Origin of the sequence: Micromonospora sp. WMMD961 (assembly GCF_029626145.1) — a bacterium.
Taxonomy (GTDB): domain Bacteria; phylum Actinomycetota; class Actinomycetes; order Mycobacteriales; family Micromonosporaceae; genus Micromonospora.
In genome coordinates, this window is record NZ_JARUBJ010000002.1 from 5,585,132 (window position 1) to 5,611,060 (window position 25,929).

General features: G+C 70.4%; 23 protein-coding genes and 2 pseudogenes. 13 read left to right on the forward strand and 12 right to left on the reverse strand.

The annotated features are described in order from the left end of the window. The first annotated feature begins 10 nt into the window (after nucleotides 1-10). The 5 genes and pseudogenes from O7614_RS25140 to O7614_RS25160 all read left to right on the forward strand — a co-directional run. Complete coding sequence (locus tag O7614_RS25140; protein WP_278140908.1) at nucleotides 11-1,768, forward strand: NAD+ synthase; 1,758 nt, start codon at nucleotides 11-13, stop codon at nucleotides 1,766-1,768. A gap of 187 nt (nucleotides 1,769-1,955) precedes the next feature. Next, the gene (gene panB / locus O7614_RS25145; protein WP_278140909.1) at nucleotides 1,956-2,801 is read left to right on the forward strand and encodes a 3-methyl-2-oxobutanoate hydroxymethyltransferase; all 846 of its coding nucleotides are present in this window, start codon (nucleotides 1,956-1,958) and stop codon (nucleotides 2,799-2,801) included. Between the two features lie 177 nt (nucleotides 2,802-2,978). Beyond that, on the forward strand, nucleotides 2,979-4,106 hold the full coding sequence (locus tag O7614_RS25150) for a DUF222 domain-containing protein (protein ID WP_278140910.1): 1,128 nt from the start codon (nucleotides 2,979-2,981) through the stop codon (nucleotides 4,104-4,106). Between the two features lie 466 nt (nucleotides 4,107-4,572). Continuing rightward, on the forward strand, nucleotides 4,573-6,075 hold the full coding sequence (ltrA, locus tag O7614_RS25155) for a group II intron reverse transcriptase/maturase (protein WP_278137201.1): 1,503 nt from the start codon (nucleotides 4,573-4,575) through the stop codon (nucleotides 6,073-6,075). A gap of 103 nt (nucleotides 6,076-6,178) precedes the next feature. Next, a pseudogene (locus O7614_RS25160) lies at nucleotides 6,179-6,379 on the forward strand (HNH endonuclease); the annotation flags it as partial. A 217-nt stretch (nucleotides 6,380-6,596) separates the two neighbouring features. On the opposite strand, the gene npdG reads toward O7614_RS25160, so the two are convergent. The 4 genes from npdG to O7614_RS25180 form a co-directional block, all read right to left on the reverse strand. Next, nucleotides 6,597-7,295, reverse strand: coding sequence for an NADPH-dependent F420 reductase (gene npdG / locus O7614_RS25165; RefSeq protein ID WP_278140911.1), 699 nt, complete (start codon nucleotides 7,293-7,295; stop codon nucleotides 6,597-6,599). Nucleotides 7,296-7,415: 120 nt separating this feature from the next. Next, entirely contained in the window at nucleotides 7,416-8,846 is a 1,431-nt protein-coding gene (locus O7614_RS25170; RefSeq protein WP_278140912.1) for an RNB domain-containing ribonuclease, read from the reverse strand. Nucleotides 8,847-8,927: 81 nt separating this feature from the next. Next, entirely contained in the window at nucleotides 8,928-9,896 is a 969-nt protein-coding gene (locus tag O7614_RS25175) for a histone (protein WP_278140913.1), read from the reverse strand. Between the two features lie 82 nt (nucleotides 9,897-9,978). Then, nucleotides 9,979-10,182 (reverse strand): hypothetical protein, encoded by a 204-nt coding sequence (locus O7614_RS25180; RefSeq protein WP_278140914.1) that lies wholly within the window; start codon nucleotides 10,180-10,182, stop codon nucleotides 9,979-9,981. Nucleotides 10,183-10,379: 197 nt separating this feature from the next. Between O7614_RS25180 and O7614_RS25185 the strand changes: the two genes are divergently transcribed. Next, entirely contained in the window at nucleotides 10,380-11,654 is a 1,275-nt protein-coding gene (locus tag O7614_RS25185) for a M48 family metallopeptidase (RefSeq protein ID WP_278140915.1), read from the forward strand. Between the two features lie 59 nt (nucleotides 11,655-11,713). Next, entirely contained in the window at nucleotides 11,714-12,211 is a 498-nt protein-coding gene (locus O7614_RS25190) for an NUDIX domain-containing protein (protein WP_278140916.1), read from the forward strand. A gap of 35 nt (nucleotides 12,212-12,246) precedes the next feature. On the opposite strand, the pseudogene O7614_RS25195 reads toward O7614_RS25190, so the two are convergent. Continuing rightward, nucleotides 12,247-13,101 (reverse strand): annotated as a pseudogene (locus O7614_RS25195) (AraC family transcriptional regulator); the annotation flags it as partial. Nucleotides 13,102-13,235: 134 nt separating this feature from the next. Between O7614_RS25195 and O7614_RS25200 the strand changes: the two are divergent. Further along, on the forward strand, nucleotides 13,236-13,871 hold the full coding sequence (locus tag O7614_RS25200; protein ID WP_278140918.1) for a GrpB family protein: 636 nt from the start codon (nucleotides 13,236-13,238) through the stop codon (nucleotides 13,869-13,871). A 38-nt stretch (nucleotides 13,872-13,909) separates the two neighbouring features. After that, nucleotides 13,910-14,428 (forward strand): hypothetical protein, encoded by a 519-nt coding sequence (locus tag O7614_RS25205; RefSeq protein WP_278140919.1) that lies wholly within the window; start codon nucleotides 13,910-13,912, stop codon nucleotides 14,426-14,428. 11 nt (nucleotides 14,429-14,439) lie between these two features. Here the strand turns inward: O7614_RS25205 and O7614_RS25210 are convergent, their stop codons facing one another. Next, nucleotides 14,440-15,015 (reverse strand): GNAT family N-acetyltransferase, encoded by a 576-nt coding sequence (locus O7614_RS25210; RefSeq protein ID WP_278140920.1) that lies wholly within the window; start codon nucleotides 15,013-15,015, stop codon nucleotides 14,440-14,442. Between the two features lie 65 nt (nucleotides 15,016-15,080). Here O7614_RS25210 and O7614_RS25215 point away from each other — a divergent pair, with 65 nt between their 5' ends. Then, on the forward strand, nucleotides 15,081-15,956 hold the full coding sequence (locus O7614_RS25215; protein WP_278140921.1) for a transglutaminase domain-containing protein: 876 nt from the start codon (nucleotides 15,081-15,083) through the stop codon (nucleotides 15,954-15,956). 14 nt (nucleotides 15,957-15,970) lie between these two features. Here the strand turns inward: O7614_RS25215 and O7614_RS25220 are convergent, their stop codons facing one another. The 3 genes from O7614_RS25220 to O7614_RS25230 all read right to left on the reverse strand — a co-directional run bounded on the left by O7614_RS25220 (nucleotide 15,971) and on the right by O7614_RS25230 (nucleotide 19,099). After that, complete coding sequence (locus O7614_RS25220) at nucleotides 15,971-16,912, reverse strand: redoxin domain-containing protein (protein WP_278140922.1); 942 nt, start codon at nucleotides 16,910-16,912, stop codon at nucleotides 15,971-15,973. Continuing rightward, on the reverse strand, nucleotides 16,913-18,139 hold the full coding sequence (locus O7614_RS25225) for an epoxide hydrolase family protein (RefSeq protein ID WP_278140923.1): 1,227 nt from the start codon (nucleotides 18,137-18,139) through the stop codon (nucleotides 16,913-16,915). 135 nt (nucleotides 18,140-18,274) lie between these two features. Then, nucleotides 18,275-19,099, reverse strand: a complete 825-nt coding sequence (locus O7614_RS25230; RefSeq protein ID WP_278140924.1) for an SDR family NAD(P)-dependent oxidoreductase — start codon at nucleotides 19,097-19,099, stop codon at nucleotides 18,275-18,277. 119 nt (nucleotides 19,100-19,218) lie between these two features. Between O7614_RS25230 and O7614_RS25235 the strand changes: the two genes are divergently transcribed. After that, nucleotides 19,219-19,821 (forward strand): TetR/AcrR family transcriptional regulator, encoded by a 603-nt coding sequence (locus O7614_RS25235; protein WP_278140925.1) that lies wholly within the window; start codon nucleotides 19,219-19,221, stop codon nucleotides 19,819-19,821. Nucleotides 19,822-19,865: 44 nt separating this feature from the next. Further along, a complete protein-coding gene (locus O7614_RS25240; RefSeq protein WP_278140926.1) occupies nucleotides 19,866-20,789 on the forward strand; it encodes an expansin EXLX1 family cellulose-binding protein in 924 nt (307 codons plus the stop codon). Nucleotides 20,790-21,461: 672 nt separating this feature from the next. Here O7614_RS25240 and O7614_RS25245 read toward each other — a convergent pair. The 3 genes from O7614_RS25245 to O7614_RS25255 form a co-directional block, all read right to left on the reverse strand. Next, entirely contained in the window at nucleotides 21,462-22,004 is a 543-nt protein-coding gene (locus tag O7614_RS25245) for a hypothetical protein (RefSeq protein WP_278140927.1), read from the reverse strand. A 147-nt stretch (nucleotides 22,005-22,151) separates the two neighbouring features. Next, nucleotides 22,152-22,559, reverse strand: coding sequence for a MerR family transcriptional regulator (locus O7614_RS25250; protein WP_278140928.1), 408 nt, complete (start codon nucleotides 22,557-22,559; stop codon nucleotides 22,152-22,154). Then, nucleotides 22,556-22,912 (reverse strand): hypothetical protein, encoded by a 357-nt coding sequence (locus tag O7614_RS25255; RefSeq protein WP_278140929.1) that lies wholly within the window; start codon nucleotides 22,910-22,912, stop codon nucleotides 22,556-22,558. Before O7614_RS25255 ends, O7614_RS25250 begins: the two co-directional genes overlap by 4 nt. Nucleotides 22,913-23,103: 191 nt before the next feature. On the opposite strand from O7614_RS25255, the gene O7614_RS25260 reads away from it, so the two are divergent. Further along, a complete protein-coding gene (locus O7614_RS25260) occupies nucleotides 23,104-25,899 on the forward strand; it encodes a TIM-barrel domain-containing protein (protein WP_278140930.1) in 2,796 nt (931 codons plus the stop codon). Nucleotides 25,900-25,929: the final 30 nt, after the last annotated feature.

The window sequence follows — 25,929 nt, forward strand, 5'->3', positions numbered from 1 at the left end:
AGATGAGGACATGCCCACCCTGCGTCTCGCCCTGTCCCAGGTCAACCCGAGCGTCGGCGATCTCGCCGGAAACGCCGACCTGGTCCGCAGCTGGACTCGCCAGGCCGCCGATGCCGGCGCCCAGTTGGTGCTCTTCCCGGAGCTGATGCTCACCGGCTACCCGGTCGAGGACCTGGTCTTCCGGCGCTCCTTCGTGGCCGCGTCCCGGGCCGCCGTGGAGCGGCTCGCGGCCGACCTCGCCACCGACGGCCTCGGTGCGGTGCCGGTCGTGGTCGGCTACCTGGACGCCGACGGGCCGCCGCAGGTCAGCGGAGACGCAGAGCCGGGCCGGGGGGCCCGCAACGCCGCCGCGCTGCTGCACAACGGCACCGTCGCCGCCCGGTACTTCAAGCACCACCTGCCCAACTACGGGGTCTTCGACGAGGACCGCTACTTCGTCTCCGGCGACACCCTGACCGTGGTGCGGATCGGCGGCGTGGACGTCGCGCTGACCATCTGCGAGGACCTGTGGCAGGCCGGGGGTCCGTTCGCCGCCGCCCGGCGCGCCGGCGTCGGCCTGGTGGTCAACATCAACGGCTCGCCGTACGAGCTGAACAAGGACGACATCCGGCTGCCGCTGGTACGCCGCCGGGCCGCCGAGGCGGGCGCCGCCATCGCGTACGTCAACATGATCGGCGGCCAGGACGAGCTGGTCTTCGAGGGCGACTCGATGATCGTCACGGCGGACGGTGAACTGCTCACCCGGGCCCCCCAGTTCGTCGAGCACCTGCTCGTGCACGACGTCGAACTGCCGGCCGCCACCGACCTGCCGGCCACCGGGTCCGTCACGGACAGCATGCGGATCGTGCGCAGCACGCTCGACGGGATTCCGGGCGCACCGACCGGGCCGGCCGCCACCGGCGGTCTGATCGAGCCGGTGGCCGACGAGGCCGAGGTGTGGCAGGCACTGGTCCTCGGTCTGCGCGACTACGTCAACAAGAACCGGTTCCCGTCGGTGGTGCTCGGCCTCTCCGGCGGCATCGACTCGGCGGTGGTGGCCGCGTTGGCCGTCGACGCCCTGGGGCCGGACCGGGTGGTCGGGGTGTCGCTGCCCAGCCAGCACTCCTCCGAGCACTCCCGGGAGGACGCCGCCGACCTGGCCAAGCGCACTGGCCTGGACTACCGCGTCGAGCCGATCCAACCGATGGTGGACGGTTTCCTGGCCAACCTGTCACTGTCCGGCGTGGCCGTGGAGAACCTCCAGGCCCGGGTCCGTGGCGTGATCCTGATGGCGCTGTCGAACCAGGAGGGCCACCTGGTGCTGACCACCGGCAACAAGAGTGAGCTGGCGGTCGGCTACTCCACCCTGTACGGCGACTCGGTGGGCGGCTTCAACCCGGTCAAGGACGTCTGGAAGACGCTGATCTGGCGTCTCGCGAAGTGGCGCAACACCGACGCGGCGCGGCGCGGTGAGACCGCCCCGATCCCGGAGAACTCGATCGGCAAGCCGCCGAGCGCCGAGCTGAGCCCCGGCCAACTGGACAGCGACAGCCTGCCCGACTACGACGTCCTGGACCCGATCCTGATCGGCTACGTCGACGGCGACATGGGCCGCGACGGGCTGGTCGAGTCGGGTCACGACCCGGCGGTGGTGGACAAGGTGCTGCGGCTGGTGGATACCGCCGAGTACAAGCGACGGCAGTCCGCACCGGGCACGAAGATCTCGATGAAGGCGTTCGGCCGGGACCGCCGTCTGCCGATCACCAACCGGTGGCGCGAGCGCGGCTGAGGCGTACACCGTGGGGTGTCGGGTCGGTGGCACGACCCGGCACCGCCTCGCGGCGCTGCCCGCGGCGGCCTCGCGTCGCGGTGGAGTGACATCTTGCACTGGGCCCTGCCATCGCCCCGTCTCGCGGTGCGACGATCGCGACAGAACCCGGGGACCGCGCAGGCGGCCTCGAGGAAGGGAGACAGAGATGGTGGAGTCCACTCCGAACGAGGTGACCGCGCTCTACGGCGGCCCGGCCACCCGACGGGTCCGCACCCGCGACCTGATCGCCGCCAAGGAACGCGGTGAGCGGTGGCCGATGCTCACCTCGTACGACCAGTACACGGCGTCGATCTTCGACCAGGCCGGCGTCCCGGTGCTGCTGGTCGGTGACTCGGCCGCGAACAACGTGTTCGGCTACGAGACGACCCTGCCGATCACCGCCGACGAGTTGCTTCCGCTGGTGCGGGCCGTGGTGCGGGCGACCCGGCAGTCACTGATCGTGGGTGACCTGCCGTTCGGCTCGTACGAGGAGGGGCCGGCCCAGGCGCTGCGCACCGCCGTCCGGTTCATGAAGGAGGGCGGCTGCCACGCGGTGAAGCTGGAGGGTGGCCGTCGCTGCGCCGCGCAGATCGCCGCGATCGTCGGCGCCGGCATTCCGGTGATGGCGCACATCGGCTTCACCCCGCAGAGCGAACACACCCTGGGCGGCTACCGCGTGCAGGGCCGCGGCGACGCCGCCGACGAGGTGCTCGCCGACGCCCGGGCGGTGGCGGAGGCGGGCGCGTTCGCGGTGGTGCTGGAGATGGTGCCCGGCGAGGTGGCCAAACGGATCACCAATGAGCTGCCGATCCCGACGGTGGGCATCGGCGCCGGCCCGGAGACCGACGCGCAGGTGCTGGTGTGGCAGGACATGGCCGGCCTGCGCACCGGGAAGACGCCACGCTTCGTCAAGCGGTACGCGGACCTGGCCGGCGCCCTCACCGACGCCACCCGCCGTTTCGCCGACGAGGTCCGCGGCGGGGAGTTCCCGGCGGCCGAACACACCTTCTGACCCACCCGGGGACCACGGCCCCGGCACGGCCCTCCGGCGGTGTCGGGTCCGCGTTCCCGCACCGGCGGGCGTGTGCCAACAAGCGGGTATTCGCGTTCTGATCGAACGGGCGGCGGCACCTCCGAGATATCGATCATGATGCCGGAAAGTGTCGTACGTCTGTTCTAATCTCGGGTCATGGTGGAGGGGTTGGCGCAGGCGGAGGACGCCGTCGCGGCCTGCGCCGACTCGGCCCCTTGGGCGCTTGCCGAGCCGCACCTCATCGCCGCTCTCGACGCCGTTCACCGCCTCGACCAGCGTCTCGCCGCCGTCAAGCTGGCCCTGGTCCGCGAGCTGGACGGTCGCGGCACGGCCACCGCGCAGGGCGCGTCCAGCACCGCGGTCTGGCTCCGCGAACGACTCCGCCTCACCGTCCCGGCCGCCCGTCGCCTCGTCGATCTCGCCACCACGATCGACACCGGAAACCCAGGGGTACGACAGGCGCTGGCCGACGCGACCATCACCCTCGACCAGGCCCGGGTCATCGCCGAAACGGTCGACACCGTGCAGACCACCGCCGGCGCCGACGCCGCCGACAAGGCGGTCGGTGTGCTCGTCGACTGGGCCGGGCAGTTCGACCCCACCCTCCTGCGCAAGCTGAGCACGCGGATCCTCGACCACGTCGCACCGGAGGTCGCCGACGCCGCCGCGAAGGCCGCCCTGGAGGCCCAAGCCCGCCGAGCCGCCCGCGACCGGCATCTCACCCTGTCCACGATGAGCGACGGCCGTCTCCGCCTCACCGGCACCCTCGACACCGAGACCGGCGGTCTGCTGCGCGCGGCCATCGACCCGCTGACCGCGCCCTCCGGGCCTGGTGACAGGCGTTCGCCGGGACAACGACGGCACGACGCGCTCGCCGACGTCTGCCGACTCTCCCTGCGCACCGGTGAGTTGCCCGAGCACGGCGGCGTACCCGCGCAGATCGTCGTCACCACCGACTACGACGCGGTGGCCGGACAGCTCGACACCGGCGCTCTCGACACCGGTCTCACGCTGACGCCGGACACCGTGCGACGCCTCGCGTGCGACGCCGCCATCCTGCCCGCCGTCCTCGGCGGTGACGGGCAGGTCCTCGACGTCGGCCGACAACGAAGACTGTTCACCGGGCCGGTTCGGCGCGCGCTGGTGCTCCGCGACGGCGGCTGCGCCTTCCCCGGTTGCGACCGCCCGCCGCGATGGTGCGACGCCCATGTGCGCCGTGAGGCGCTGATTGATCGAGTGGAGGTGAGAGACCACCACCGCCGTCCTGTCGCGGCAGGACGGTGAAGCTGAGGGGCAGCCGGGTTCGGGAGGTGCCGGGCCTGGCGGCAAGCGGCCCCTGACGACGCCGAGGCGTGCCAGTACTGCCAGATGGTGCGGGTTCGGCTAGCGAGTCGGAGAGGTGTACGTGAGGAACTGGTGTGTGAAGCCCCCTAATGGACCACCAGCTGGGAATCTGGCAGATGGCTGGGCGCGGTGCGTACCCGCCCCTGATGGGCGGGGAACTCCGGGTCGGTGATGTGGACGGCCGGCTGGAGGCCACGACGAAGTGCCGCGGGGTAGTCGTGGCGATGCCGCGGGGGTAGAGCCAGGCGCCTCCTTCGACGATCGATCGGTCAGTGAACACGGGAACCGTCACGGACGTGCCTGATACCGCGTGGCCAACGCGGGTGGGGCTGGGTCCACCGTCGGCCGATCCGGCCGTGACGGGGCGGAGTCGCCGTAGTAGTCCGAGGTCGGGAGAGCCGGCCGCATGGCGAAGGGCGACAGCGAGGTCAGCAAGGAAGGGACTGTGATGGTCGAAGATCCCGGAGTGAATGTTCCGGGCGCGTGGCCTGACGCCGGGTTGGCGCAGGCGCGGGTACGACGGATGCAGACCAAATTGCACCAATGGGCGACGGCCGATCCGTGCCGTCGCTTCGATGATCTGTACAACCTGGTGTATGACCCGGCGACGCTGATGATGGCGTTCGACCGGGTCGCGGGCAACGCCGGGGCCCGTTCTGCGGGTGTGGACGGCTCAACCGTCTTTGACATTCGGGAGCGGGTCGGTGAACAGGCGTTCTTGGAACGCATTCGAGAGCGGTTGAAAGCGCGAGAGTTTCAGGCGTTGCCGGTGCGGCAGCAACTGATTCCGAAGCGCGGGTCGGGCAAGGTCCGCAAGTTGGGGATCCCGACGGTTACCGACCGGGTGGTCCAAGCGGCGCTGAAGCTGGTGTTGGAGCCGATCTTCGAGGCGGACTTCAAGCCGTCATCGTTCGGTTTCCGGCCCAACCGGCGAGTGCACGACGCGATTGCCGAGATTCAGATGTTGGGCACGAAGGGTTATCAGTGGGTCCTGGATGCCGACATCGAAGCGTGTTTCGATTCCATCGACCACACCGCGTTGATGGATCGGATGCGTCTACGGATCTCGGACAAACGTGTACTGGCCCTGGTGAAGGCGTTCCTGAAAGCCGGAGTCATGACCAGATCCGGTGATCGGGAGGACAGCCTCACCGGCACTCCTCAAGGGGGCATTCTCTCACCGCTGCTGGCCAACATCGCTCTGAGCGTGCTCGATGAGCACTTCGACGCTCAGTGGCGGTCATGGAGCCACGAGCGCCGCAAGACCCGGCGTCGCAACGGGCTGGGCACCTGGCGGATGGTCCGCTACGCGGACGACTTCGTCGTGCTGGTGTTCGGTACCCAAACCAACGCCGAAACGGTGCGCGAGGAGGTGAGCAGGGTGCTGGCACCTGTGGGACTTCGCCTGTCCGTGGCGAAAACCCAGGTGGTGCACATGAGCGACGGGTTCGACTTCCTCGGCTTCCATATCAAGTGGATGCGTAAACGGGGAACGGATAAGAGCTACGTCTACACCTTCATCGCAGACAGGCCAGTCCGCGATTTCAAGGCAAAGATCCGAACTCTGACCCGCAGATTGTCCCAGGCCGAGTACCGGGCAACGCTGATCCGGATCAACCAGATCCAGCGTGGCTGGGCGAACTACTTCAAACACGCGGTGGCCAAACACACCTTCGACAAACTCCAGACCTTCGTCTGGTGGCGCGTCGTGCACTGGGTGATGCGCCGCCAACGCATGCCTTGGAGAGACGTCCGGCGATGGTTACGCGGCCCTACTGGCTGGCGTCCCATCGCCCTGGACGGGATCGAACTGTTCAACATCGCCTCAACACGAGTCAGCCGATACCGGCTGCGAGGCAACACGATCCCATCCCCTTGGCCCTTACAGATCACCGACCAGATGGCATGACCTCGTGGAGAGCCCGGTGCGGTGAAAGTCGCACGCCGGGTTCGGAGAGCGGCCCGGGGAAACGGAGCAGCGGCAACGCCGCCACCGCGCCCCGGGCCGACTCAACCACATCCAGCACTGGGCGGCCGGCGGCACCACCAGCCTGGCGAACGCCGTCCTGCTCTGCGCTCACCATCACCGCCACCTTCACCGCGGCGAGTGGGTCGTCCGCCTGGCCGGTGACGGTCGTCCCGAATTCATCCCACCGGCGTGGCTCGACCCCGACCAACTACCCCGCCGCAACCAGTACCACCGGCGGACGTGAGCACAACCCGCGCCCACCGCCCATCGCCCACCGCGGCGAGGTAGCCCTGCCCGGAACACGGGCCGCACCCACGCGGACGCCAGGAGCACGAGCAGCACCGCGATGAGCCGCCGGTACGGGTGTGACCAAGTCGGCGTTCATGGCGACGATGACGCCGGACGGAACGGCCCGAGCAGGCTTGAGCGAGGGTCCGCAGTGACCGACGTGGCCCGCGTGATCAGATGTCGGTGACGCGGACTCCGGCGTGGGCCTTGTAGCGCTTGTTGATGGCGATCAGGTTGGCGGTGAACGCCTCGATCTGGTGGGCGTTGCGCAACCGGCCGGCGTAGATGCCGCGCATACCCGGGATCCGGGCGGCGAGCGCCCCGACGATGCCGACCAGTTCGCGGTCTTCGGTGCAGATCAGCACGTCCAGGTCGATGCGGTCGACCTCGGGGTCGGCCAGCAGCGGAGCGCTGACGTGGTTGAACGCCGCGCAGACCCGCGAGTCGGGCAGCAGCGCGGCGGCCTGCTGCACGGCGCTGCCCTCGGCGACGGGCAGCGCGTACGGGCCCTGCTTGTCGAAGCCGAGCGGGTTGACGCAGTCGACGACGATCCGGCCGGCGAGCGGTTCGGCGAGGGCGGCGACGGTGGCGGCGTGCCCGTCCCACGGCACCGCGATGATGACCACGTCGCTGCGTCGGGCCACCTCGTCGTTGGCCGCGCCGGTGACACTGCCATCGGCAGGCACGCCGGGCAGTGCGGCGATCTCGGCGGCGGCCTCGGCGGCCCGCTCGACGTTGCGGGAGCCGATCAGCACCGTCTGCCCGGCCCGCGCGAACCGGTAGGCGAGGCCCCGCCCCTGGTCGCCGGTGCCACCGATGATGCCGACGGTCAGCCCGGACACGTCGGGAAGCGTGCTCGCGTCGTATGCCATGGGTTCATCCTCGCAAACCGTCCGGTCCGGCAGCGCGCCAGGCCGTCGAGCGTCAGGTCAGTCAGGCCAGCTCGGAGAGGCCGGTGCGGCACCGAGTCGGGCCGCCGCCGGTCGGGTCAGTCAGGCCAGCTCGAACAGGACGGTGCGGGCCGCCGGGTCGGCGGTGACCAGACGGACCCGGACCCGTTCGCCGAGCGGCAGTTGCCCGAGGCAGCGGGCGCGAACCGGTGGGGTGTCCAGGGCGACGGTGCCGCCGGGTGGTCGGGGCCGGGACTTGCCGTTGGGCGGGGCGTCGACGTCGAGTACGGCAGCGTCGAACGTCTCGCCCACCCGGTGCTCCAACACGGCGGCCTCGGCCAGCTCGACCGCACCCCGGGCAGCCGCCGAGGCGGTCCGGTCGGTGCTCGCCATCACCTCGGGCAGCCGAGGCAGCGCGGCACGGGCCCAGTCGGGCACCGGCCGGCCCGCGTGCAGCGCCAGGCAGACCTCGGTGGCGTACCGGTCGGCCAGGCGTCGCAGCGGCGCCGTGACGTGGGCGTACGCCGCTGCCACGCCGCCGTGCTCCGGCTGCTCCGGCGGCGTCCCGTCGAAGGCGGTGTACGCGGCACCGCGCATCAGCTCGGCCGCCTGGTCGATGAACGCGGCGGCGCGCGGCTGGGCGGCGTCCAGGCCGGCGATCACCTGCCCCGGGCCCACCTCGTCCGGCCAGTGCACGCCCAGCGGCGCGGCGGCGGCCCGCAGTCGCTGCACGGCCTCCGGTTTCGGCGCCGGCATGGTCCGCAGCAACCCGATCCGGCCGGCCAGCATGATGTCGGCGGCGGCCATCCCGGTCAGCAGCGAGATCTGCGCGTTGTGCTCCTCCATCTGCTCCGGCGCGCGCAGCACCAGCCGCCACCCGTCGCCGTCGGGCTCCAGGTCCTGCTCGGGCAGCGGCAGGTTGATCGCGCCACGGCGCAGGCCCCGGGCCGTCAGTCGGTCGCCGATCTCCGGCAGCAGCGCGATCGGCTCGGGTAACCGACCGGCCTCGGCTGCCGCCTGCACCCCGGTGTAGTCGAGTTTGGCCCGGCTGCGGACCAGGGCGCGTTCCAGCTCGACCGCCACGGTGCCGCCGTCGGCGTCCAGGTCGATCGTCCAGATCACCGCGGCCCGGTCGTCGTCGGGCAGCAGACTGGCAGCGCCCTCGCTGAGCGTGTGGGGGTGCAGCGGCACGTTGCCGTCGGGCAGGTAGATGGTCTGCCCGCGCCGCCAGGTCTCCGCCTCCAACGCCCCGCCCGGCCGGACGTGCGCGGCGACGTCGGCGATCGCGTACCGCACCCGGTAGCCGCCGCCGGGGCGACGGGCCAGGTGCATCGCCTGGTCCAGGTCCCGGGAGGTCGCCGGGTCGACGGTGACGAACGGTACGTCGGTGCGGTCGACGGGCGGACGAGGCGGCGCGCTCGCCGCCTCGTCCGCCTCACGCTGGGCGTCGGGTGGGAACTCCTCGGGCAGGCCGAGTTCGCGGCGCAGCGCGCTGAGGTCGATGCGGGGCGCGAGTACGCGTCGGATGACCACGGGTCAATCCTGACAGCGCCACCGGTGATCCGCTTCCGGTGACCGGCCGAGATGTCCGCCCGGCGAACCGGGGCGGCCCGCTCAGCCGGTCGCCTTCCGGGCGGCGCTGCGGGTACTCCGGGGGGCGGTGGCGCGTGCGCCGACCGGGCGGGCCGGCGACTTGCGGGCGGTGGCCTTGCGGGCCGGAGCCTTGGCCGCGACGGTCTTCTTCGCCGGGGCCTTCTTCGCCGCCGCCTTGCGCGCGGTGGTCGACGAGGTGCCGGTCACCTTCGCGGCGGGGGCCTTCTTGGCCGGGGCCTTGCGGGCGCCGCCGCTGGGTCGCGTGGACGCGGCCTTCTTCGCCGGAGCCTTCTTCGCCGGGGCCTTCTTGACGGCTGCCTTGGTAGCGGCCGTATTCCTCGCCGCCGTCTTCTTGACGGCGGACGCCTTCGTCGCGGTCTTCCGCGCCGGCGCCTTCGCCGCGGTGGCGGTCTTCCGCGCCGGCGCCTTCGCGGCAGCGGCGGTCTTCTTCGCTGCGGCGGTGGTCTTCCTCGCCGCCGAGCTGGTGGTCTTCTTCGCGGCGCTCACCGTCTTCTTCGCGGCGCCGGTGGTCTTCTTCGCCGTACCCGTGGTCTTCTTCGCGGCGCTGGTCTTCTTCGCGGTCGCGGTGCTCTTGCGCGTCGCGGGCCGCGTCGCGGCGGCGGTGGAGGTGCGCGATGCGGGAGCCCGCTTCGCGGCGGCGGTCGTCGTGCGGGTGGTGGTCTTCTTCGCCGGAGCCTTCTTGGCGGTCGTGGCCCTGCTCGTCGTGCCGGTCCGGCTCGTCGTGGTGGCCTTGGTCGTGGCCTTCTTCGCGGGGGTCTTCTTGGCCGCCGTGGTGGTCTTCTTGGCCGGGGCACGCCCCGCGCCGCCGGCTGCCTTACGCGCCGGGGCCTTCGCCGCCTTCGCACCAGCGGTGGACTTACGGACGGGAGTGGTCCGGCTCGCCGCCGTGTTGCGCTCCGCCGCGGCGGTCTTCTTCGCGGTGGTACGTCGGGCAGCCGGGCGGGTGGTGGCCTGCTGTGCTTCGGCCATCGTGGTTCCCTCCTTGGGGACGTGCTCTCGCGTGCGTCCTCGCGGAGCACGAAATGCCTCGGCGCGAGCCGTCCCGCGCCGCCTACCTGTCCTCCCCGGCCCAACGAGCGTCCTCGGCGTCCCACGCCTCGTTCCGCTCCTGCACTCGTTGCAGGGCGTTCTCCGCGTCGGCCGCCGAGTCGTACGGGCCGAGTACGTGCTTCGCCGGACACACGTTGTCGTCCGTCTCGACCCGGTGATGCCGGGTGCACCAGTAGAAGTGCCCACCACGTCCGCTGTCGCTCATGGGAATCACTGTGCACCGCGATCCGTCCGGCCGCCACCGGATCGCACAAGTCGCCGACCTTCTCCACAGTAGATATGCATTGCGTTCGTCGGGCCGAAACGGCGAAAGAAGCCCCAGGCCAGGACACTTTCCCCAGCATCGACCGTCGGCTGAACGGCCAGTTCCGCCGTACCGCGGGGCTGGTGCAGGATCGTCCCGTGATCAACACGGTGACCGGTACGGGGGCGTGCCCGGGGTGTGGGGCCACGACGACAGCCGTGCGCGACGCGGTGCCCTGGTGCCCCCGTTGCGAGTGGAATCTGGACACGTACGACCCGGTGCGGCGCGAACGCGAGTTCGGCTGGACCTGGGTCGACAGGTGGACCTACCGGATGGCGTTCCGGGCTACCACTCGGCAGTTCACCGAGTTGGCCGGGCGACCGCTGGGCGCCAACGGGTCCAATCGCGCCCGAATGCTTACCGCGTTGGCGTCCCTGGTGCTCGTCGCGGGGGCGCTCGCGCTCGCGATCACCGGCGTGTGGCTGACCGTGGCGTTTCCGTTTCCCAACCTGGCGATCCTGCCCGGTGTCGTGATGGTCGGTCTGGCGATCGCGCTGCGGCCTCGCTTCGGTCGGCTCGACCCGGACCTGGAGGTGCTCTCCCGGGACCAGGCGCCGGAGTTGTTCGCGCTGATCGACGAGGTGGCCAGCGCGATCGGAGCGCCGGCGCCCGACGTGGTCGGCGTCGACAGCGGGATCAATGCGTACGCGGGCGCGGTCGGCCTGCGGCGACGAAAGGTGCTGTGCCTCGGACTGCCGCTGTGGGGTTCGCTCACCGCCGGGGAGCGGGTGGCGCTGCTCGGCCACGAGTTGGGCCACTTCGTCAACGGTGACCCGCGCCGGGGCCTGCTCACGCAGCCCGCGTTCACCATGCTCGGCTCCGCCGCGGACCTGTTCCGGCCGGTGCAGACCGGCGGCGGTGGTGGGCTGGTGGAGATGGTGGGCGACGCGTTGGGGCGGGCGTTCCAGTGGGTGATGTCCCGGGTGCTGTTCGTCGGCCACCTGGTGTTGGTGAGCGTGGCGCTGCGGGACAGCCAACGGGCCGAGTACCTCGCCGACGAACTCTCCGCCCGGGTGGCCGGTTCGGCTGGCGCGACCGAGTTGCTCGACGCCGCGCTCAGCGTCGAGTCGATGGCGCTGGTGGTGCGCCGGGAGACCCGGGCGGGGCACGGCCCGGAACGGTGGCGTTCGGCGTTGGCCGAGGCCCGCGCCGCGAACGCCGATCGGCTGCCGCTGCTGCGCCAACTGTCGGTCCGCGACGAGGCGTCGCTGTTCGCCGCCCACCCACCGGCCGGACTGCGTCGCCGGATGCTCACCGACCGACAGTGGCAGGACCCTTCGGTGGTGCTCACTGAGGCCCGCATGGAACAGATCGACGCCGAGCTCGCCCGGGAGTACGAGCGCTTCCGCCGTACCGTCAGCTGGTCGGCCTGACGCCCGACGTGACGTGACGGGACGGCGCCGGCCGGTGGGCTCCTGCCTATGATCGCCGGATGGGAACACCGGACTACATCGTGGGCATGCGCAAGCATGTCGGGCACGACCTGCTCTGGCTGCCCAGCGTCAGCGCGGTGGTCCGCAACGACGCCGGTGAGCTGCTGCTCGGTCAGCGTGCCGACGACGGCCGCTGGTCGGTGATCAGTGGTTTCGTCGAGCCGGGCGAACAGCCGGCCACCGCGCTGGTCCGTGAGGTGCGGGAGGAGACGGGTCTGGAGGTCGCGCCGCTGCGGTTGTCCAGCGCCGTCTCGCACCCGCACACCTACCCCAACGGGGACCGCTGCGAATACCTCAACCTGGGCTTCCTGTGCCGGCTGGTGTCCGGCGTCGCCCGGGTCAACGACGACGAGTCGTTGGCCGTCGGGTGGTTCCCGGTGGACCGGCTGCCCGAGTTGGACAAGCACGCCCTGCTGGTCCTCGCGTACGCGTTGCGGGAGAACCCGGTGGCCGGTTACCTGGAGCCGGGCATGACGTGGGACGACGTGCCCGACTGAGGCTTCGCATCGGGGTTGCTACGAGGGGTGGGTACCCGTTCGACGGGAATCCACAGCTCGGCGTCCGCCTCGGTGCCGTCCGCGGAGACCCTGACCCGGGAGATCTCCGGTCCAGGTCGGCTGCGGTACGGGTTGGACGGAAACCACTGGGTGAACACGTCCCGCCATAGGTACTGCACCGCCTGCGGGAACGCGCCCGACGTGGTGAACACCGCCCACGTGCCGGCCTGCACCGGCAACGCGTCCAGGTCCTCCGGCGGGACGGCGCCGGTCACCACCCCGTGCCAGTAGTCCAACTCGGTGCCCTCGGCCCGACTGTCGGCGAGGTTGTCGCTGACGTTCACGATCCCCTTCGGCTCCTGGTCGGAGAGGGCCGCGATCCGCCCGGTCGTCTCCTTGTCGATGCCCTTGACGAACGCGACGATCGCCGGGTTCATCCCCTCGTGCACCAGCGGGACCCGGGCCTTGCGCCCCACCAGCGCGAACGCGTCCTTCTCGACGATCCGGTACTCCATGCTGCCGCTCCCTTCGACGGTGAGTCGGAAGGACATCCGGGGCTGGGCGCGCAGCGTCGCCCCCGTACGCCGAGCTTCTCCGGGCCCCACGCCGTGTACGGCCTGGAACGCCCGGGCGAAGGCCTCGGTCGACCCGTAGCCGTAGTGCACCGCGACGTCGAGCAACGTCCGCTCCCCCGCCAGCACGTCCGCCCCGGCGACGGTGAGCCGACGGCGACGGATGTACTCCGACAGCGGCATCCCGGCCAGCGCGGAGAACAGCCGCCGGAAGTGGTACTCCGACGTCAGCGCGATCCGCGCCAGCTCGGCCAGCTCGATCTTCTGGTCGAGGTGCCGCTCGATGTACGTCATGGCCTCGTTGAGCCGCTCCAGCACCAGGATCTCCTTCCCTTTCGAGCAGTAACGCTAGGCAGCGACACCCCTGCCGCACCCGACATCCGGTGCCCGCAATGGTCGGGTCGACCGTCCTGTCGTAGCCTGGCGGACTTTGCTTCTTCGAGGAGGTCGACGTGGCCGAGTACCCGCAGGACGTCGTGCAGCGCTTCCACGGCACCCCGGAGCAGGTGGACGCCGGCCTGGTCGGCGAGCCGCCACGGACCTGGGGGTCCGTCGTCATCGAGGAGTACGACAGGGCCTGGGCGCAGCTGTTCATCGCCGTCCACGCGTCGCTCACCGAGGCGTTGGGACCGCTGGTCGTCGGTGTGGAACACGTCGGGTCCACGGCTGTGCCGGGGCTGGCGGCCAAGCCCGTCGTCGACGTCGACCTCGTCATCGAGGACACCGCCGAGGAGTTGAGCTATCTTCCGACCCTGGAACGGCTCGGCTTCCGGCTCGTGCTGCGGGAGCCCTGGTGGCACGGGCACCGGATGCTGCTCAGCCCCGCCGAGGACGTCAACCTGCACGTCTGGCCCCGGGGTGCGCCGGAACCCGTCCGGCACCGGCTCTTCCGCGACTGGCTGCGCGCGCACCCGGAAGACCGGGAGCGGTACGCCGCGACGAAGCGACGCCTCGCCCGGGACACCGCGCACCGGCCGCGCGACTACAGCCTGGCGAAGAACGACGTCATCGACGAGATCTACAGGCGCATCTTCGCCGCCTCGGCGGGCAGCAGCGGAGGTCGAGCAACCACCCGGGCCGACGGTTGATAATCCTGGCGGTCACTCAGTCGGAAAAGGGGTCTTCGATGCTGCGATGGCACTGGGTCGTCGGGGTGGTGGCGGCGGCGATACTCGCTGGCTGTGACACCGACGCGGATGCCCCTGTCGACGCCGCGCTACCCCGCGGGGAGAGCCTCGGCGAGCTGCGTCAGCAGGCACGGGAGACCTTGGCCCGGTACGACCGGGCCGTCATCGAGGCAGGTGGCGCTGGCGCCGTCACCCCGACACCACCACCGTGGAACTCCCCGCCGGGAATCGCCATCGAGTCGGCGACCACAACCGGGGCCGGTACGCAGCTGACCGTCGACTTCACCGGCGCCGTCGGGCCGGCGACCGGACGCTGTGGTGCCGACTACCACGCGGAGTCGGTCGAGTCGGCCAACGCCGTCGTGGTCATCGTTATCGCGCAGCACCACAACAGTGGCGAGGTGTGCACCCTGCTGGGTGCCTCGCGTACCGCGACCCTCAATCTGGCCCAACCGCTGGGTAGGCGGCCGGTCCTCGAGATACGCCAAGGGCAACCGGTCCCGCTCACCCTCAGGTGAGCGCGCCGTGCTCAGCGCGGCGGCTGCTGCATGATCCACGTGGGCACCGGCTCCGACAGCGAGCCCACCACCTCCCAGCCGGCGCGGCGGTACAGCTCGACGTTGCCCGGGTTGCTGGTCTCCAGGATCGCCGGCAGTCCGTTGGCGGCGGCGCGAGCCAGCCCGGCCCGCATGACGGCCCGACCCCAACCGCGTCCGGCGCTGTCCGGGTGGGTGCCCAGAACGCCGAGGTACCAGAACGGGTACGTCGGCAGGGCGGCGTGCACCGTGTCGTCGTAGTCCTCGACCCGGGCCAGGACGTCGGCGGGGTACTGGGCGGCGGCGACCCCGTCGCCGGAAGGGACATGCCCGACCGCCGGTGGTTCCCAGATCGCCACGGACGCGCCGCCGTCGATCGTCCAGATCGACGACCGGTGCACCCGCTTGTCGAAGAGGTGGCCGAAGAAGGCGGCGGCGTAGCGCGGGTAGATGTCCTCGTCGGGGAACAGGTGCCGCAGGACGGGATCCTTGACGAACGCGGCGACCAGGGTGCCGACGATCGCCTGGCGGTCGGCCGGGGTGGCGATGGTGATCTCGGGCGTCGTCATGGCAATCGACGAGATTGTAGGCCGAGCGACCCCACCGGCCCGCCACGGGACGGCAGACTCGTCGTATGAACATCGATGACTATCGGCAGCACTCCTCCTACAGCGACCCGGGTCGGCATGCCGCGCTGCTCGACGCGGTCCCGGCCGACATCGCCTCGGTGGCGGCGACTGCCCGCAACGTGATCGTCCACTACCGCGCCGGTGGCGTCGAGTTGCCTCCCGACCGGCTCGCGGAGGTCGACTGCCGTTGGGTGGACCGGATCCTCGACACCGACCAGTCCCGCTTTCCGCTGCCGCTCGGCGTGGAGCGTCCGGCCGTCGACCGGGTGGCGGGCTGTTGTCGGGACCACACGCTGCTCTCCGTCGCGGTGCTGCGTCAGCACGGCATTCCCAGCCGCAGCCGGGTCGGTTTCGCCTCGTACTTCGCACCCGACTGGCACCACGACCACGTGCTGGTGGAGTACTGGGACGGCCACCGGTGGGTCTGGGCCGACCCGGAGCTCGACCCGGCCGGCGACTGGGGGTTCGACGGTTACGACATCGACCCGAAGGCCGGGCTCTTCGACTCGGCGGCGCGGGTGTGGTCGGCGTACCGGGCCGGGACGATCGACCCCGACCGCTACGGCGTGAGCCCGGAGCTGCCGGTCCGGGGCGACTGGTTCATCCACGACTACGTCCTGATCGAACTGGCCCACCGGCAGAAGGACGAGCTGCTGCTCTGGGACGGCTTCGGCGCGATGACCGAGGATCTCAGCACCGCCGACCTCACGCTCGTGGACGAGATCGCCGCGTTGCTGCTCGCCGCCGACGACGGCGACGAAGCCGCGGAGAAGGCCCTCGCCGACCGGTACGCCAGCGACGCCCGACTCCGCCCCGGCCCACAGGTGCACTGCATGTCGCCGGTCTCCGGCAGCGTCAGCGTGGTCGACCTGCGTCGGTGACGGCCGGGGCCGCACTACCCGAAGGTGAAGGCGTACGCGGCCGCGCCGGGCTCACCGAACGTGATCTCCAGGGTCCGCTCGCGGACCGCGTCGTCCTGGCGGACGAGCTGGTAGAGGCGACCGTCCCGGAGCACTCCGTTGCCGTCGGCGTCGACGTCGACGCCGTGCGACGGGCCGGGAGCCGCGCCGTCGAGAAGCACCCGGAACGGGATCGACCGTCCCGGCCCGGGGGCCAGCACGAGGTGGGCGTCACGGGCGTGGAACCGGAAGGCGATGCTGCCGCCGGCCTGGTCGACCACGACGCTCTCCGCCCCGATCGTCCACTCCCCCGTCAGCGCCCACTGGTTGAGGCCCAAGCGCTCAGGCAGCTGGTAGGCGCGGCGTTCGTCGAGCGCCGGGCCGTTCGGCGAGGCGAAGTGTTCGCCGCGACTGAAACCGAGGTACGTCTCGGGCGTCCGCAGGTTCGCCCAGTCGGCCTCCGCCTCCGGGCCGACACCGTCGACGGGTACGGGCTTCCGCTCGATGCCCAGCAGTTGCTGGAGCACCCGCTCGGACTGCTCGTAGCGGCCCTCGCCGAAGTGCTCGTCCCGGAGGACACCGTCGCGGTCGACGAAGTAGAGCGCCGGCCAGTAGTGGTTGTCGAAGGCCTGCCAGATCGCGTAGTCGTTGTCGACGGCGACCGGGTAGTCGATCGACCGTGCCGTGACCGCCCGGCGCACCTGGTCGACATCGTGCTCGAACGAGAACTCCGGGGTGTGCACCCCGAGCACCACCAACCCGTCGTCGCGGTACGCCTGCGACCAGGCCCGGACGTACGGCTCCTGGCGTAGCCAGTTGATGCAGGTCAGCGTCCAGAAGTTGACCAGGACCACGCGCCCGCGCAGGTCGTCGGGGCCGAGTGGATCGGAGTTGAGCCACTCGGCCGCCCCGTCGAGCGGGGGCAGGTGCACGGCCATCTAGCGCAGCGACCGGAAGGCGGTCCGAAGCTCCTCGGAGAAGATCTTCGGCTGTTCCCAGGCCGCGAAGTGCCCGCCGACGTCGAGCTTGTTGTAGTAGATGAGATTGGGGTACGCCTGCTCGGCCCAGCTCTGCGGGGCCTCGTACAGCTCGTCGGGGAAGACGCTCACGGCGACCGGCACCTTGACGCCCTTGGCGGCGAAGAACGAGAGCTTGTTCTCCGCGTACAGCCGGGACGCGGAGACCGCCGTGTTCGTCAACCAGTAGAGCGAGATGTTGTCCAGGATGTCGTCGCGGGTCAGGCCCGCCTTGGCACCCTCGAAGACCTGCGCGATCAGGGCCAGACTCTTCGCGTCGTGGTCGAGCAGGAAGGACGCCAGGCCCACCGGGGAATCCGCCAGCCCGGTGAGCGTCTGCGGACGCGTCGCCATCATCAGGGCGTACGCGACGTGCTTCCAGACGTAGTTGGCTTCCTCGGCGGCACGCATCTCGTCGGCGGAGAGACCGGACGGCAGTGCGCCCATGGCGTTGTTCGCGCCGGTGGTGTCGCCCTGGAACAGCAGGTCGATCTCGGGTGGGATCGCACCGGGCATGTTGGTGTGGATACCGAGCAGTTCCGGGGGCGCCTGGAGGCCCATCTGGTCCACGATGACCGCACCCCAGTCGCCGCCCTGCGCGACGAACCGAGAGTAGCCGAGGCGCTTCATCAGCTCGGTCCAGGCGGTCGCGATCTTCTGCGGGTTCCACCCCGACTCGGTCGGCTTGCCGGAGAAGCCGTGCCCCGGCAGCGACGGGATCACCAGGTGGAAGGCGTCGGCCGCGCTGCCGCCGTGGGCGGTGGGATCGGTGAGCGGTTCGATGATCTTCATCTGCTCGATCACCGACCCGGGCCAACCGTGGGTGACGATGAGCGGCAGCGCGTCCTCGTGCTTGGAGCGCACGTGGATGAAGTGGATGTCCACCCCGTCGATCGTCGTCAGGAACTGCGGCAGGGAATTCAGCCGGGCCTCGACCTTGCGCCAGTCGTACTCCTTCTCCCAATAGCGGGCGACGGCCTGAATGGTCGCGAGTGGCACGCCCTGCGACTGGTCGTCCACCGTTTCCTTGTCCGGCCAGCGGGTCGCCTTGATGCGCCTTTTCAGGTCGTCGAGGTCGGCCTGGGGAATGTCGACCGAGAACGGCCGAATCTCCGTGGTGCCCGGACGGATCTTGGTTTTGACCGCCATGCGTGTTCCTCTCCGTCTAGGTTCGCGCCCTGCGAGGAGAATTCGTGGGCCCGTGCGCCATTTCAGAAATGGGCACGCCGCCGCGATATCTCGGAGCCTAGAACGGCGGACCCGAGGCCCGTGGCGATACGGCGGTCAGGGGGCCGCGACCGCCCGCTCGGCGGCTCGGCTGACCTGCTCCCAGCCCGCCCAGGTGTCCATCCGCCGGCGGGAGATGTCGAACGCGAGGTCGTACACCATGCTCCCGAGCAGGAGCCGCAGCGGCGGGTCGTCGCTGTCGACAAGCCGCAGCAACGCCTCGGCGGCCAGCCGGGGTTCGCTGTCGACCGAACCTTCCGCCCACTGTCGTTCCAGGTCGGCGCGCAGCGGCGCGTACGCCTCCAGCGGGGTGGTGGCGGCGATGCTGGTGTAGAGGTCGGTCCAGTAACCACCCGGCTGCACGATGCTGACCGTGATGCCGAAGGCCGCTGCCTCCATGGCCAGCGCCTCGCTCATGCCCTCCAGGGCGAACTTGCTCGCGCTGTACATGCCGGTGCTCGGGAAACCACCGAGCGCGGCGATGCTGGACACCTGCACGATGTGGCCGGACCGCTGGGCGCGCAGGTGCGGCAGCACGGCCTGACCGACCCAGAGCGCGCCGAAGAAGTTGACCTCGAACTGGGCGCGCGCCTCGGCCTCGGTGAACTCCTCGACCATGCCCATGGACATGGTGCCGGCGTTGTTGACGACGATGTCGAGCTGCCCGAAGTGCGCGGCGGCGGTGTCCACGGCGGCGACGACCGCCGCCCGGTCGGTCACGTCGAGGGGCAGGGCCAGCAGCCGGTCGGCGTGCCGCTCGGCGAAGTCGCCCGCGGCGATGCTCCGGGACGCGGCGACCACCCGGTCGCCTCGGTCGAGCGCGGCGTCCGCGAAGGCACGGCCCAGGCCACGGCTGGCGCCGGTGATGAACCAGGTACGCATGGAGGTCTCCCCGTCACTTGCGAGACGAGACGGTCCGTCTCGTTAACCAGAACGTTAGGCGCTGCTGACGCCGCCGTCAAGACGAGACGGTCCGTCTCGCCACTGGTATCGTGTCGGCCATGACGCCCAACACGGCCCGCCGCAACGAGACGTCGCGGCGCGCCATCCTCACCGCCGCCTTCGACCTGCTCCAGGAGATCGGGTACGCGAAGGTCAGCATCGAGGGCATCGCCACCCGGGCCGGCGTCGGCAAGCAGACCATCTACCGCTGGTGGCCGTCCAAGGGCGCTGTCATCTTCGACGCCTTCCTCCTGCTCAGCGAGAGCGCCGAGGGCGAGCCGCCGACGCTGCCGGACACCGGCGACCTTGCCGCGGACCTCAGCCTGGTGCTCCGCGCCACCGTCGAGGAGATGAACGACCCCCGGTACGAGCCGCCGATGCGCGCGCTGGCCACCGAGATCACGCTCGACCCCGAGCTGGCGGCGGCGTACGCCGAGCGGTTGGACGGGCCGTTGCGGGAGGCCAAACGGCAACGCCTCCGCAGCGCCCAACAGGCCGGGCAACTCGCCGACGACCTCGACCTCGACGTGGCGGTGGACCTGATCTGGGGGCCGGTGCTCAACCGGTGGCTCTACCGCACCGGTCCGCTCACCACCGAGTACGCCGACCGCGTCGTCACCACCGCGCTGAACGGCTTGCGACCCCGCCGATTCGGCGAGTAACGGCCTTTGCGTTGCCGCAGCCTGGTGCGGCAACATCAGGCGCCGTGACGGCACCAGGCGCGGAACCGCAGAACGACACCCCGGCCAGCACACAGCGGATCAGCCGGCGGGTCCGGCACTGGTTGGCCGGCGCCGGCATCACCGCCCTCGCCGCCACCCTCGGCATCACCCTCGCCGTCCGCGGCGGCGCCACCCCGGCCTGCGCCGCGCCGCCGTCGGGGAACACCGTCCACAAGGGAAAGGCCAGCTTCTACGACGCGGGTCGCTCCGGCGGCAACTGCTCCTTTCCCGGCCCTCCGGCGGATCGGCTCTACGTGGCCCTCGGCGCGTCGCAGTACTCCAAAGGAGCGGCCTGCGGCAGCTACCTGGACGTGACGGGCCCCAAGGGCACGGTCCGGGTCATGGTCATGGACCAGTGCGGCGGCTGCGGGCCGACGAAGATCGACCTTTCCACCGAGGCGTTCACCCGGATCGCCGACCGGTCGCAGGGCATCGCGTCCGTGACGTACCGGGCGGCACTCAACCCGCCGCTCGACGGCGGCCTCACCTTCCGGATCAAGGGCGGCGCCTCGCAGTGGTGGTTCGCCGTGCAGGTCGGCAACCACGGCAACCCGCTGCGCTCGGTCGAGGCGAAGGGGACCAGCGGCGGCTTCCGCAAGGCGATCCGCCAGACCGACAACTACTGGACCGTCGAGGGCGGGCTCGGCCCCGGGCCGTTCAGCATCACGGTCACCGACGTGTACGGGCACCAGGCGACGGCCACCGGCATCCGGATGGTCACCAAGCAGGTGCAGCGCAGCACGGTGTCCCTCGTCAGCCCGGCCACGCCCAGCAGCTCACCCTCGCCGTCTCCCCCGGCCACGCCCTCGGCCCCGTCCTCACCGAGCGCTGCCCCGCCCTCGCCCGCGCCCACGGCGACAGTCGAAGCGCTCGCCGGGCCCGCGCCGCTCGGCAGCCCGCGCTGCTGACCCGGTACGCCGAGGACCCCGGCTCGCACGCCGTGCGCCCGGGAGTCGGCGGCGGGCCGAAGCCCGCCGCCCCCGGCCCGTTCCGGTTCGAGCGGACCTAGACGTCCCGCACCAGGCGTACGCAGCTATAGGCGACGTACCCGAAACATCCCAGGCAATCGGGGTGCACGACGATCCATCTGTTACCGCCACCGCAAGCCGAGTAGGAACCACCGGAGACATTGGAGCAGGCCGAAGAGGCCCACGTGCCGGAGCGGAGAACACCGTCAATCGGGTGGTTCGTGCCTGCACCGAGGCGGATGTTGATGTTGCCCATTCCAGACTTCGGCGTCACCGCGCAGGACGCCGCGGCCGCATCGACGGACCGGTTCGGCTCGGCGGCCTGACCTGGTGCACCTGACACCAACAGGAGTGTCGCGACGGCCACGGCGACGACCCCCGACTGCCTGATCCCCGTTCGGAATTGCATAGGACTTCCTCTCCAGGTGTGCTCACGAGGTGGTTCCTCTAATCGACATTCTTGTATAGGTGAAGCCCGCAATCACATGAATGTCGCGTCCGAGACAAGGAGCATTCCTGACAGATCGATGCGCTGCCGACGCAGAAGTCGGTCCGACGAGCCGGCGACCACCGCGCAGAGACGGTCCGAGCGCCACGGCCCATCAGCACTGGTCAGCATTCGTCCTCTGCGAGGCTCGCGAACTCCTCCATGGACACGGTCCGCTGCTCGTCGAGGTTGTCCACGACCTCGGTGATCAGGATAGATCCGGGCCGCAGGTCTGCCACCTCAGCGAACCGGAAGCTCACCGCGTGCGAGGTGAAGCTGTTGTCATCGGCGACTCCGTACATCCGGAAGGCCTCGTCCGGCTCAGGGGCCGGATCAGGTGGGAACCCCTCCAGGCGTACCGCGGTCGGCGAGGTCGCGGCACGCGGCACGGCATACCGTTGTCGCAGCCAGGAGGGCTGACTCTGGGAGGCCGCCGTGCCGGACGGCGAGGGCGAAACCGAGCGTTTCTCGGCAAGGAGGATGACCTTGCCTGGTGGCCGGTCCGCGCACCAGGACAAGACCGCGAAGGGCCGACCGTCAGCGTCCACGGTCAGGCCGGTGACGGCCTTGATCACAGGAGTGCAACCGGTCGCCCCGGCCAGCACGAGCATCGCAACGATCAGCGAAGCGCTGATCCGCCGCGCACTCATCAGCATCTGAGTCGTCACACCCCGACGGTCGCAGCACCACGTCAATCTCCGACCCCGACCACGTCACAGACCGATGACGGTTAGTGACCATGTCGCACCCGAGGCTGTTCGCGTTCGGCCGCCGATCGTGCGTTGGAGGTGGCCCGCGATCGACGTCCGATCCGTTCAGTCGGCGAAGGGCAGCGGGCAGCAGGAGGTCCCAGCGCAGGCGATCAGGTCGTCGCAGCCAGCCGAGATGGCGGCCCGCAGGGTGTCGCGGACGACTTTCAGGTCCGCCAACTTCTGCTCGACCTCTATCAGTTTGTCGCTGGCGCGTGCCTGTAAGCCAGTGCCGGACCGCCGATGCCGGAAGGCGTCGACCAAGTCGGCAACCTCGTTGAGGGTGAAGCCCAGACGTTGCGCGGTCTTGATGACTCGCAGCAGGGTGACCGTCTCGGTCGGGTAGAGCCGGTGCCCGCCCGGTGAGCGCTGCGGCGGGTCGAGCAGACCCCGACGCTCGTAGTAGCGCAGCGTCTGCTGGTTGACTCCGGCCGCGTCGGCCGGTTGCCCGCTGCGTAGTCCCGGTCCGGTCACCGATGGCCCCGAACAGACGCGGCCCGCTCGGCGAGGGCGTCGAGCACGTCGGCGTGGGCCGCTGGGACCCGAACGTCCAGCGACAGCGAATTCCCGTCTGGCCGGGAGAGGTCGAAGGTGAAGAACGAGCAGCAGGACGACTCCCGGGCCGCCAGGTCCCGCGTCGTCTCTTCGACCTGCGTACCGCCGTCGAGATATAACCGCAGATGCTGGGCCGACAGCCGGTCGAGGCCCCGTACCGCCTCGGCGATGAACTGGTCGAACTCGGCGAGCCGCAGCGGCCGTTCCGCCGTCGGCAGGGTGCAGGCCTCCGGCACCCAGGCGTCGTCAGTAGTGATGTGGTGGCCACTCATAGCCCGACGGTAAGCCTGTACCTACGTATCGGATGCAAGCCCGAGAGCCTTACAGCGCGCGCCTGCCATACGGGCACGGACCACCGACGAAAGAGAGAAGGGACACCCTCGGAGGGCAGTTGACATGCGTTTCGCGCCAGTGACAGCGTTGTCATCGACTCATTTCCTCCATTTGAGACGAGGAGCGCATCTTGCTCTATCGGAACTCACCGCGCCGTCGCGCGACAGCAGCCGCCGCAGCCGGCATCCTCCTCACCGGGCTGGCGCTCGCCCCGTCCGCGCCGGCGCAGGCCAGCCGTCACAAGGCGCAGGACGGAGCCGTTCGGTCGGGCAACGCACGTTTCGAGGTGCTGTCCCCTACCCTGATCCGCACCGAGTACCAGAAGGACGGCAGGTTCACCGACGCCGCCACGTTCAACGCCATCGGGCGCGACGACTTTCCCCGTACGCGTTTCACCAAGCACGTCGAGCACGGCTGGCTCACCATCGACACCGGTGCGATGACGTTGCGCTACCGGGTCGGCTCGGGCGCGTTCACCGCCGACAACCTCACTGTGCAGCTCAAGGCCGGCAAGCAGCTCGTGCAGGGCCGACCCTGGGCCGACCACACGGCTCCGGCCTGCGCGTTCGGCGCTCTTTGCGAGGCCGAGTCGCTGCAGCTGAACGGCCCCGGCGTGGCCACCGACCACCAGGGATACACGGGCCGCGGCTTCGCGGCCGGCTTCGCCTCGTCCGGCGACTCGGTCACCTTCGCGCTCGACGCGCCGGAAGACGGCACGAAGCAGCTCACCGTCCGCTATGCCAACAGCACCGGCGGCGACGGCCAGAACGTGGCCCGCACCCTGACGGTGCAGCTCGACGGCGACGCCGGCCGCACGCTGACGCTGCCGCCCACCACGAACTGGGACACCTGGGGCCTGGCCAGCGTGCCGGTCGACCTCACCGCGGGCCGGCACGAGATCAGCGTCGTTCGGGGTGCCAACGACTCCGGCAACGTGAACATCGACAGCCTCGCGCTGGTCAACCCGGGTGATGCGTTCCCCGCGCCGTCCACGCCCCAGCCGCAACCGCTGCGGTTCGGCACGCTCGGCGAGGCCGAGACCGGCGCGCTGACTGGCGGCGCACGGCCCGCGAACGACCACAACGGCGCTTCGGGTACGGGATTCCTGGCCGGCCTGGAAAGCACCACCGCCGCCGTGGCACTCACCGTGACCGATGTTCCGTCCGCGGGTGACTACCGGGTGCAGATCCGGTACGCCAACGGCCAGGCCGGCGCGCAGCCGAGCCAGACACGCACCATGTCGGTCACGGCCGACACGGCGACCCCGGTCACGGCAACCCTTCCGCCCACCAGCGGGTGGGACTACTGGAACACCGTTGCCGTCCCGGTCCACCTCGACCGCGGCACCAACACCGTGACGTTGGGCTGCCCCACCGACGCCAGTTGCAACGTCAACGTGGACACGGTCGCCGTCACGAGCAAGGCCTCACCGCTGCTCGCCCCGCACGCGCCGCTCGGCGGCTACCGCCGGGGCCTGGACGGCGTGACCGGTTCCGCGCTCACCGCCCCGGGCCTGCTCTACCAGGACGGCTGGTACCTGCTCGACGACTCCGCCTCGGCCCTGAGCACCACCAAGCCCCGGCCCAACCCCGAGCAGGACGGCTACGTCTTCGCGTACGGGCAGGACTTCACCCGTGGCCTCAAGGACCTGTCGACGCTGACCGGACCCACGAAGCTGCTGCCGAAGTGGGCGTACGGGGTGTGGTACTCCGAGTACTACGACCGCACCGCTGCCGAGTTCCAGGACCTGGTGGCCCGGGCGACGGCCGAAGGCGTACCCCTGGATGTTCTTGTCCTCGACACGGACATCAAGGCGCCGGACAAGTGGAACGGCTGGAGCATCGACAGCACCCGGATCCCCGACCCGAAGGCGTTCTTCGACTGGGCCAGGAAGCAGGGCCTGCACACCGGCATCAACATCCACCCGAGCATCCTCGGTTCGGACCCCAAGTTCGCGCAGGCGCAGGCCACCGCCAAGGGCAAGCTCCAGCGCGTCGGCTGCAACGGCGGCCCCGACTGCTACACGTTCGACCTCGGGGACCCGGACCAGCTCAAGGCGTATATGCAGCTCCACGACGGAATGCTGCCCAAGGGCACCAAGGGCCCGGACCTGTGGTGGCTGGACTGGTGCTGCGACAACACGACGTCGTCGCTCGCCGGGGTGACCGCCGACGCGTGGATCAACCAGCAGTACGCCGACAAGACCGGCTTCGCCTTCTCCCGGGCGTACGGCTCGTTGCAGGCCGGCGGCTACAGCAGCCCGACCCCGGTGTCGACCGGCCCGTGGGCAGACAAGCGCACCACCCTGCACTTCACCGGCGACACCACCTCCGACTGGTCGACCCTCCAGATGGAGGTCGGCTACACGCCGGGCGAGTCCGCCGCGACCGGGCTGGCCGCGGTCAGCCACGACATCGGCGGGCACACCGGCGGCCTCCAGGAGCCGGGCACCGAACCGGGCAGCACCAAGCTGCCCGACGACCTCTACGCCCGGTGGGTCCAGTTCGGCACGTTCCAGCCGATCGACAGGCTGCACTCCAACCACAGCGACCGGCTGCCCTGGCAGTACGGCCCGGCGGCGAACGCGTCGGCCAAGAAGTTCCTCAACCTGCGCAAGGAACTACAGCCGTACACGTACGCCGCCGCCAAGGAGGCCACCCGCACGGGTACGCCCATCGTCCGCTCGATGTACCTCGCGTACCCGAACGAGCAGGCCGCGTACGCCACCGCCGGTTCCCAGTACCTCTACGGCCCGGACTACCTGGTGGCACCGGTGACGACGCCGGGCACCACCGCCACCACGTCGGTGTGGTTCCCGCCGGGCAACAGCTGGACCGACATCTTCACCGGGAAGACGTACCGGGGCGGCACCACGCAGAACATCACCACCACGCTGGACACCATGCCGGTGTTCAAGAAGCACTGAGGTCTTAGGGATCCGGTTGCCGGCCGGGTG

What these genes read in the sequence shown, in the direction of transcription:
- O7614_RS25140 (WP_278140908.1), top strand. Translation starts at nt 11, where the DNA reads ATGCCCACCCTGCGTCTCGCCCTGTCCCAGGTCAACCCGAGCGTCGGC.
- O7614_RS25225 (WP_278140923.1), bottom strand. Translation starts at nt 18,139, where the DNA reads ATGGCGGTCAAAACCAAGATCCGTCCGGGCACCACGGAGATTCGGCCG.
- npdG (WP_278140911.1), bottom strand. Translation starts at nt 7,295, where the DNA reads ATGGCATACGACGCGAGCACGCTTCCCGACGTGTCCGGGCTGACCGTC.
- O7614_RS25255 (WP_278140929.1), bottom strand. Translation starts at nt 22,912, where the DNA reads ATGAGTGGCCACCACATCACTACTGACGACGCCTGGGTGCCGGAGGCC.
- O7614_RS25205 (WP_278140919.1), top strand. Translation starts at nt 13,910, where the DNA reads ATGCTGCGATGGCACTGGGTCGTCGGGGTGGTGGCGGCGGCGATACTC.
- O7614_RS25190 (WP_278140916.1), top strand. Translation starts at nt 11,714, where the DNA reads ATGGGAACACCGGACTACATCGTGGGCATGCGCAAGCATGTCGGGCAC.
- ltrA (WP_278137201.1), top strand. Translation starts at nt 4,573, where the DNA reads ATGGCGAAGGGCGACAGCGAGGTCAGCAAGGAAGGGACTGTGATGGTC.
- O7614_RS25175 (WP_278140913.1), bottom strand. Translation starts at nt 9,896, where the DNA reads ATGGCCGAAGCACAGCAGGCCACCACCCGCCCGGCTGCCCGACGTACC.
- O7614_RS25150 (WP_278140910.1), top strand. Translation starts at nt 2,979, where the DNA reads ATGGTGGAGGGGTTGGCGCAGGCGGAGGACGCCGTCGCGGCCTGCGCC.
- panB (WP_278140909.1), top strand. Translation starts at nt 1,956, where the DNA reads ATGGTGGAGTCCACTCCGAACGAGGTGACCGCGCTCTACGGCGGCCCG.
- O7614_RS25230 (WP_278140924.1), bottom strand. Translation starts at nt 19,099, where the DNA reads ATGCGTACCTGGTTCATCACCGGCGCCAGCCGTGGCCTGGGCCGTGCC.
- O7614_RS25235 (WP_278140925.1), top strand. Translation starts at nt 19,219, where the DNA reads ATGACGCCCAACACGGCCCGCCGCAACGAGACGTCGCGGCGCGCCATC.
- O7614_RS25180 (WP_278140914.1), bottom strand. Translation starts at nt 10,182, where the DNA reads ATGAGCGACAGCGGACGTGGTGGGCACTTCTACTGGTGCACCCGGCAT.
- O7614_RS25220 (WP_278140922.1), bottom strand. Translation starts at nt 16,912, where the DNA reads ATGGCCGTGCACCTGCCCCCGCTCGACGGGGCGGCCGAGTGGCTCAAC.
- O7614_RS25210 (WP_278140920.1), bottom strand. Translation starts at nt 15,015, where the DNA reads ATGACGACGCCCGAGATCACCATCGCCACCCCGGCCGACCGCCAGGCG.
- O7614_RS25215 (WP_278140921.1), top strand. Translation starts at nt 15,081, where the DNA reads ATGAACATCGATGACTATCGGCAGCACTCCTCCTACAGCGACCCGGGT.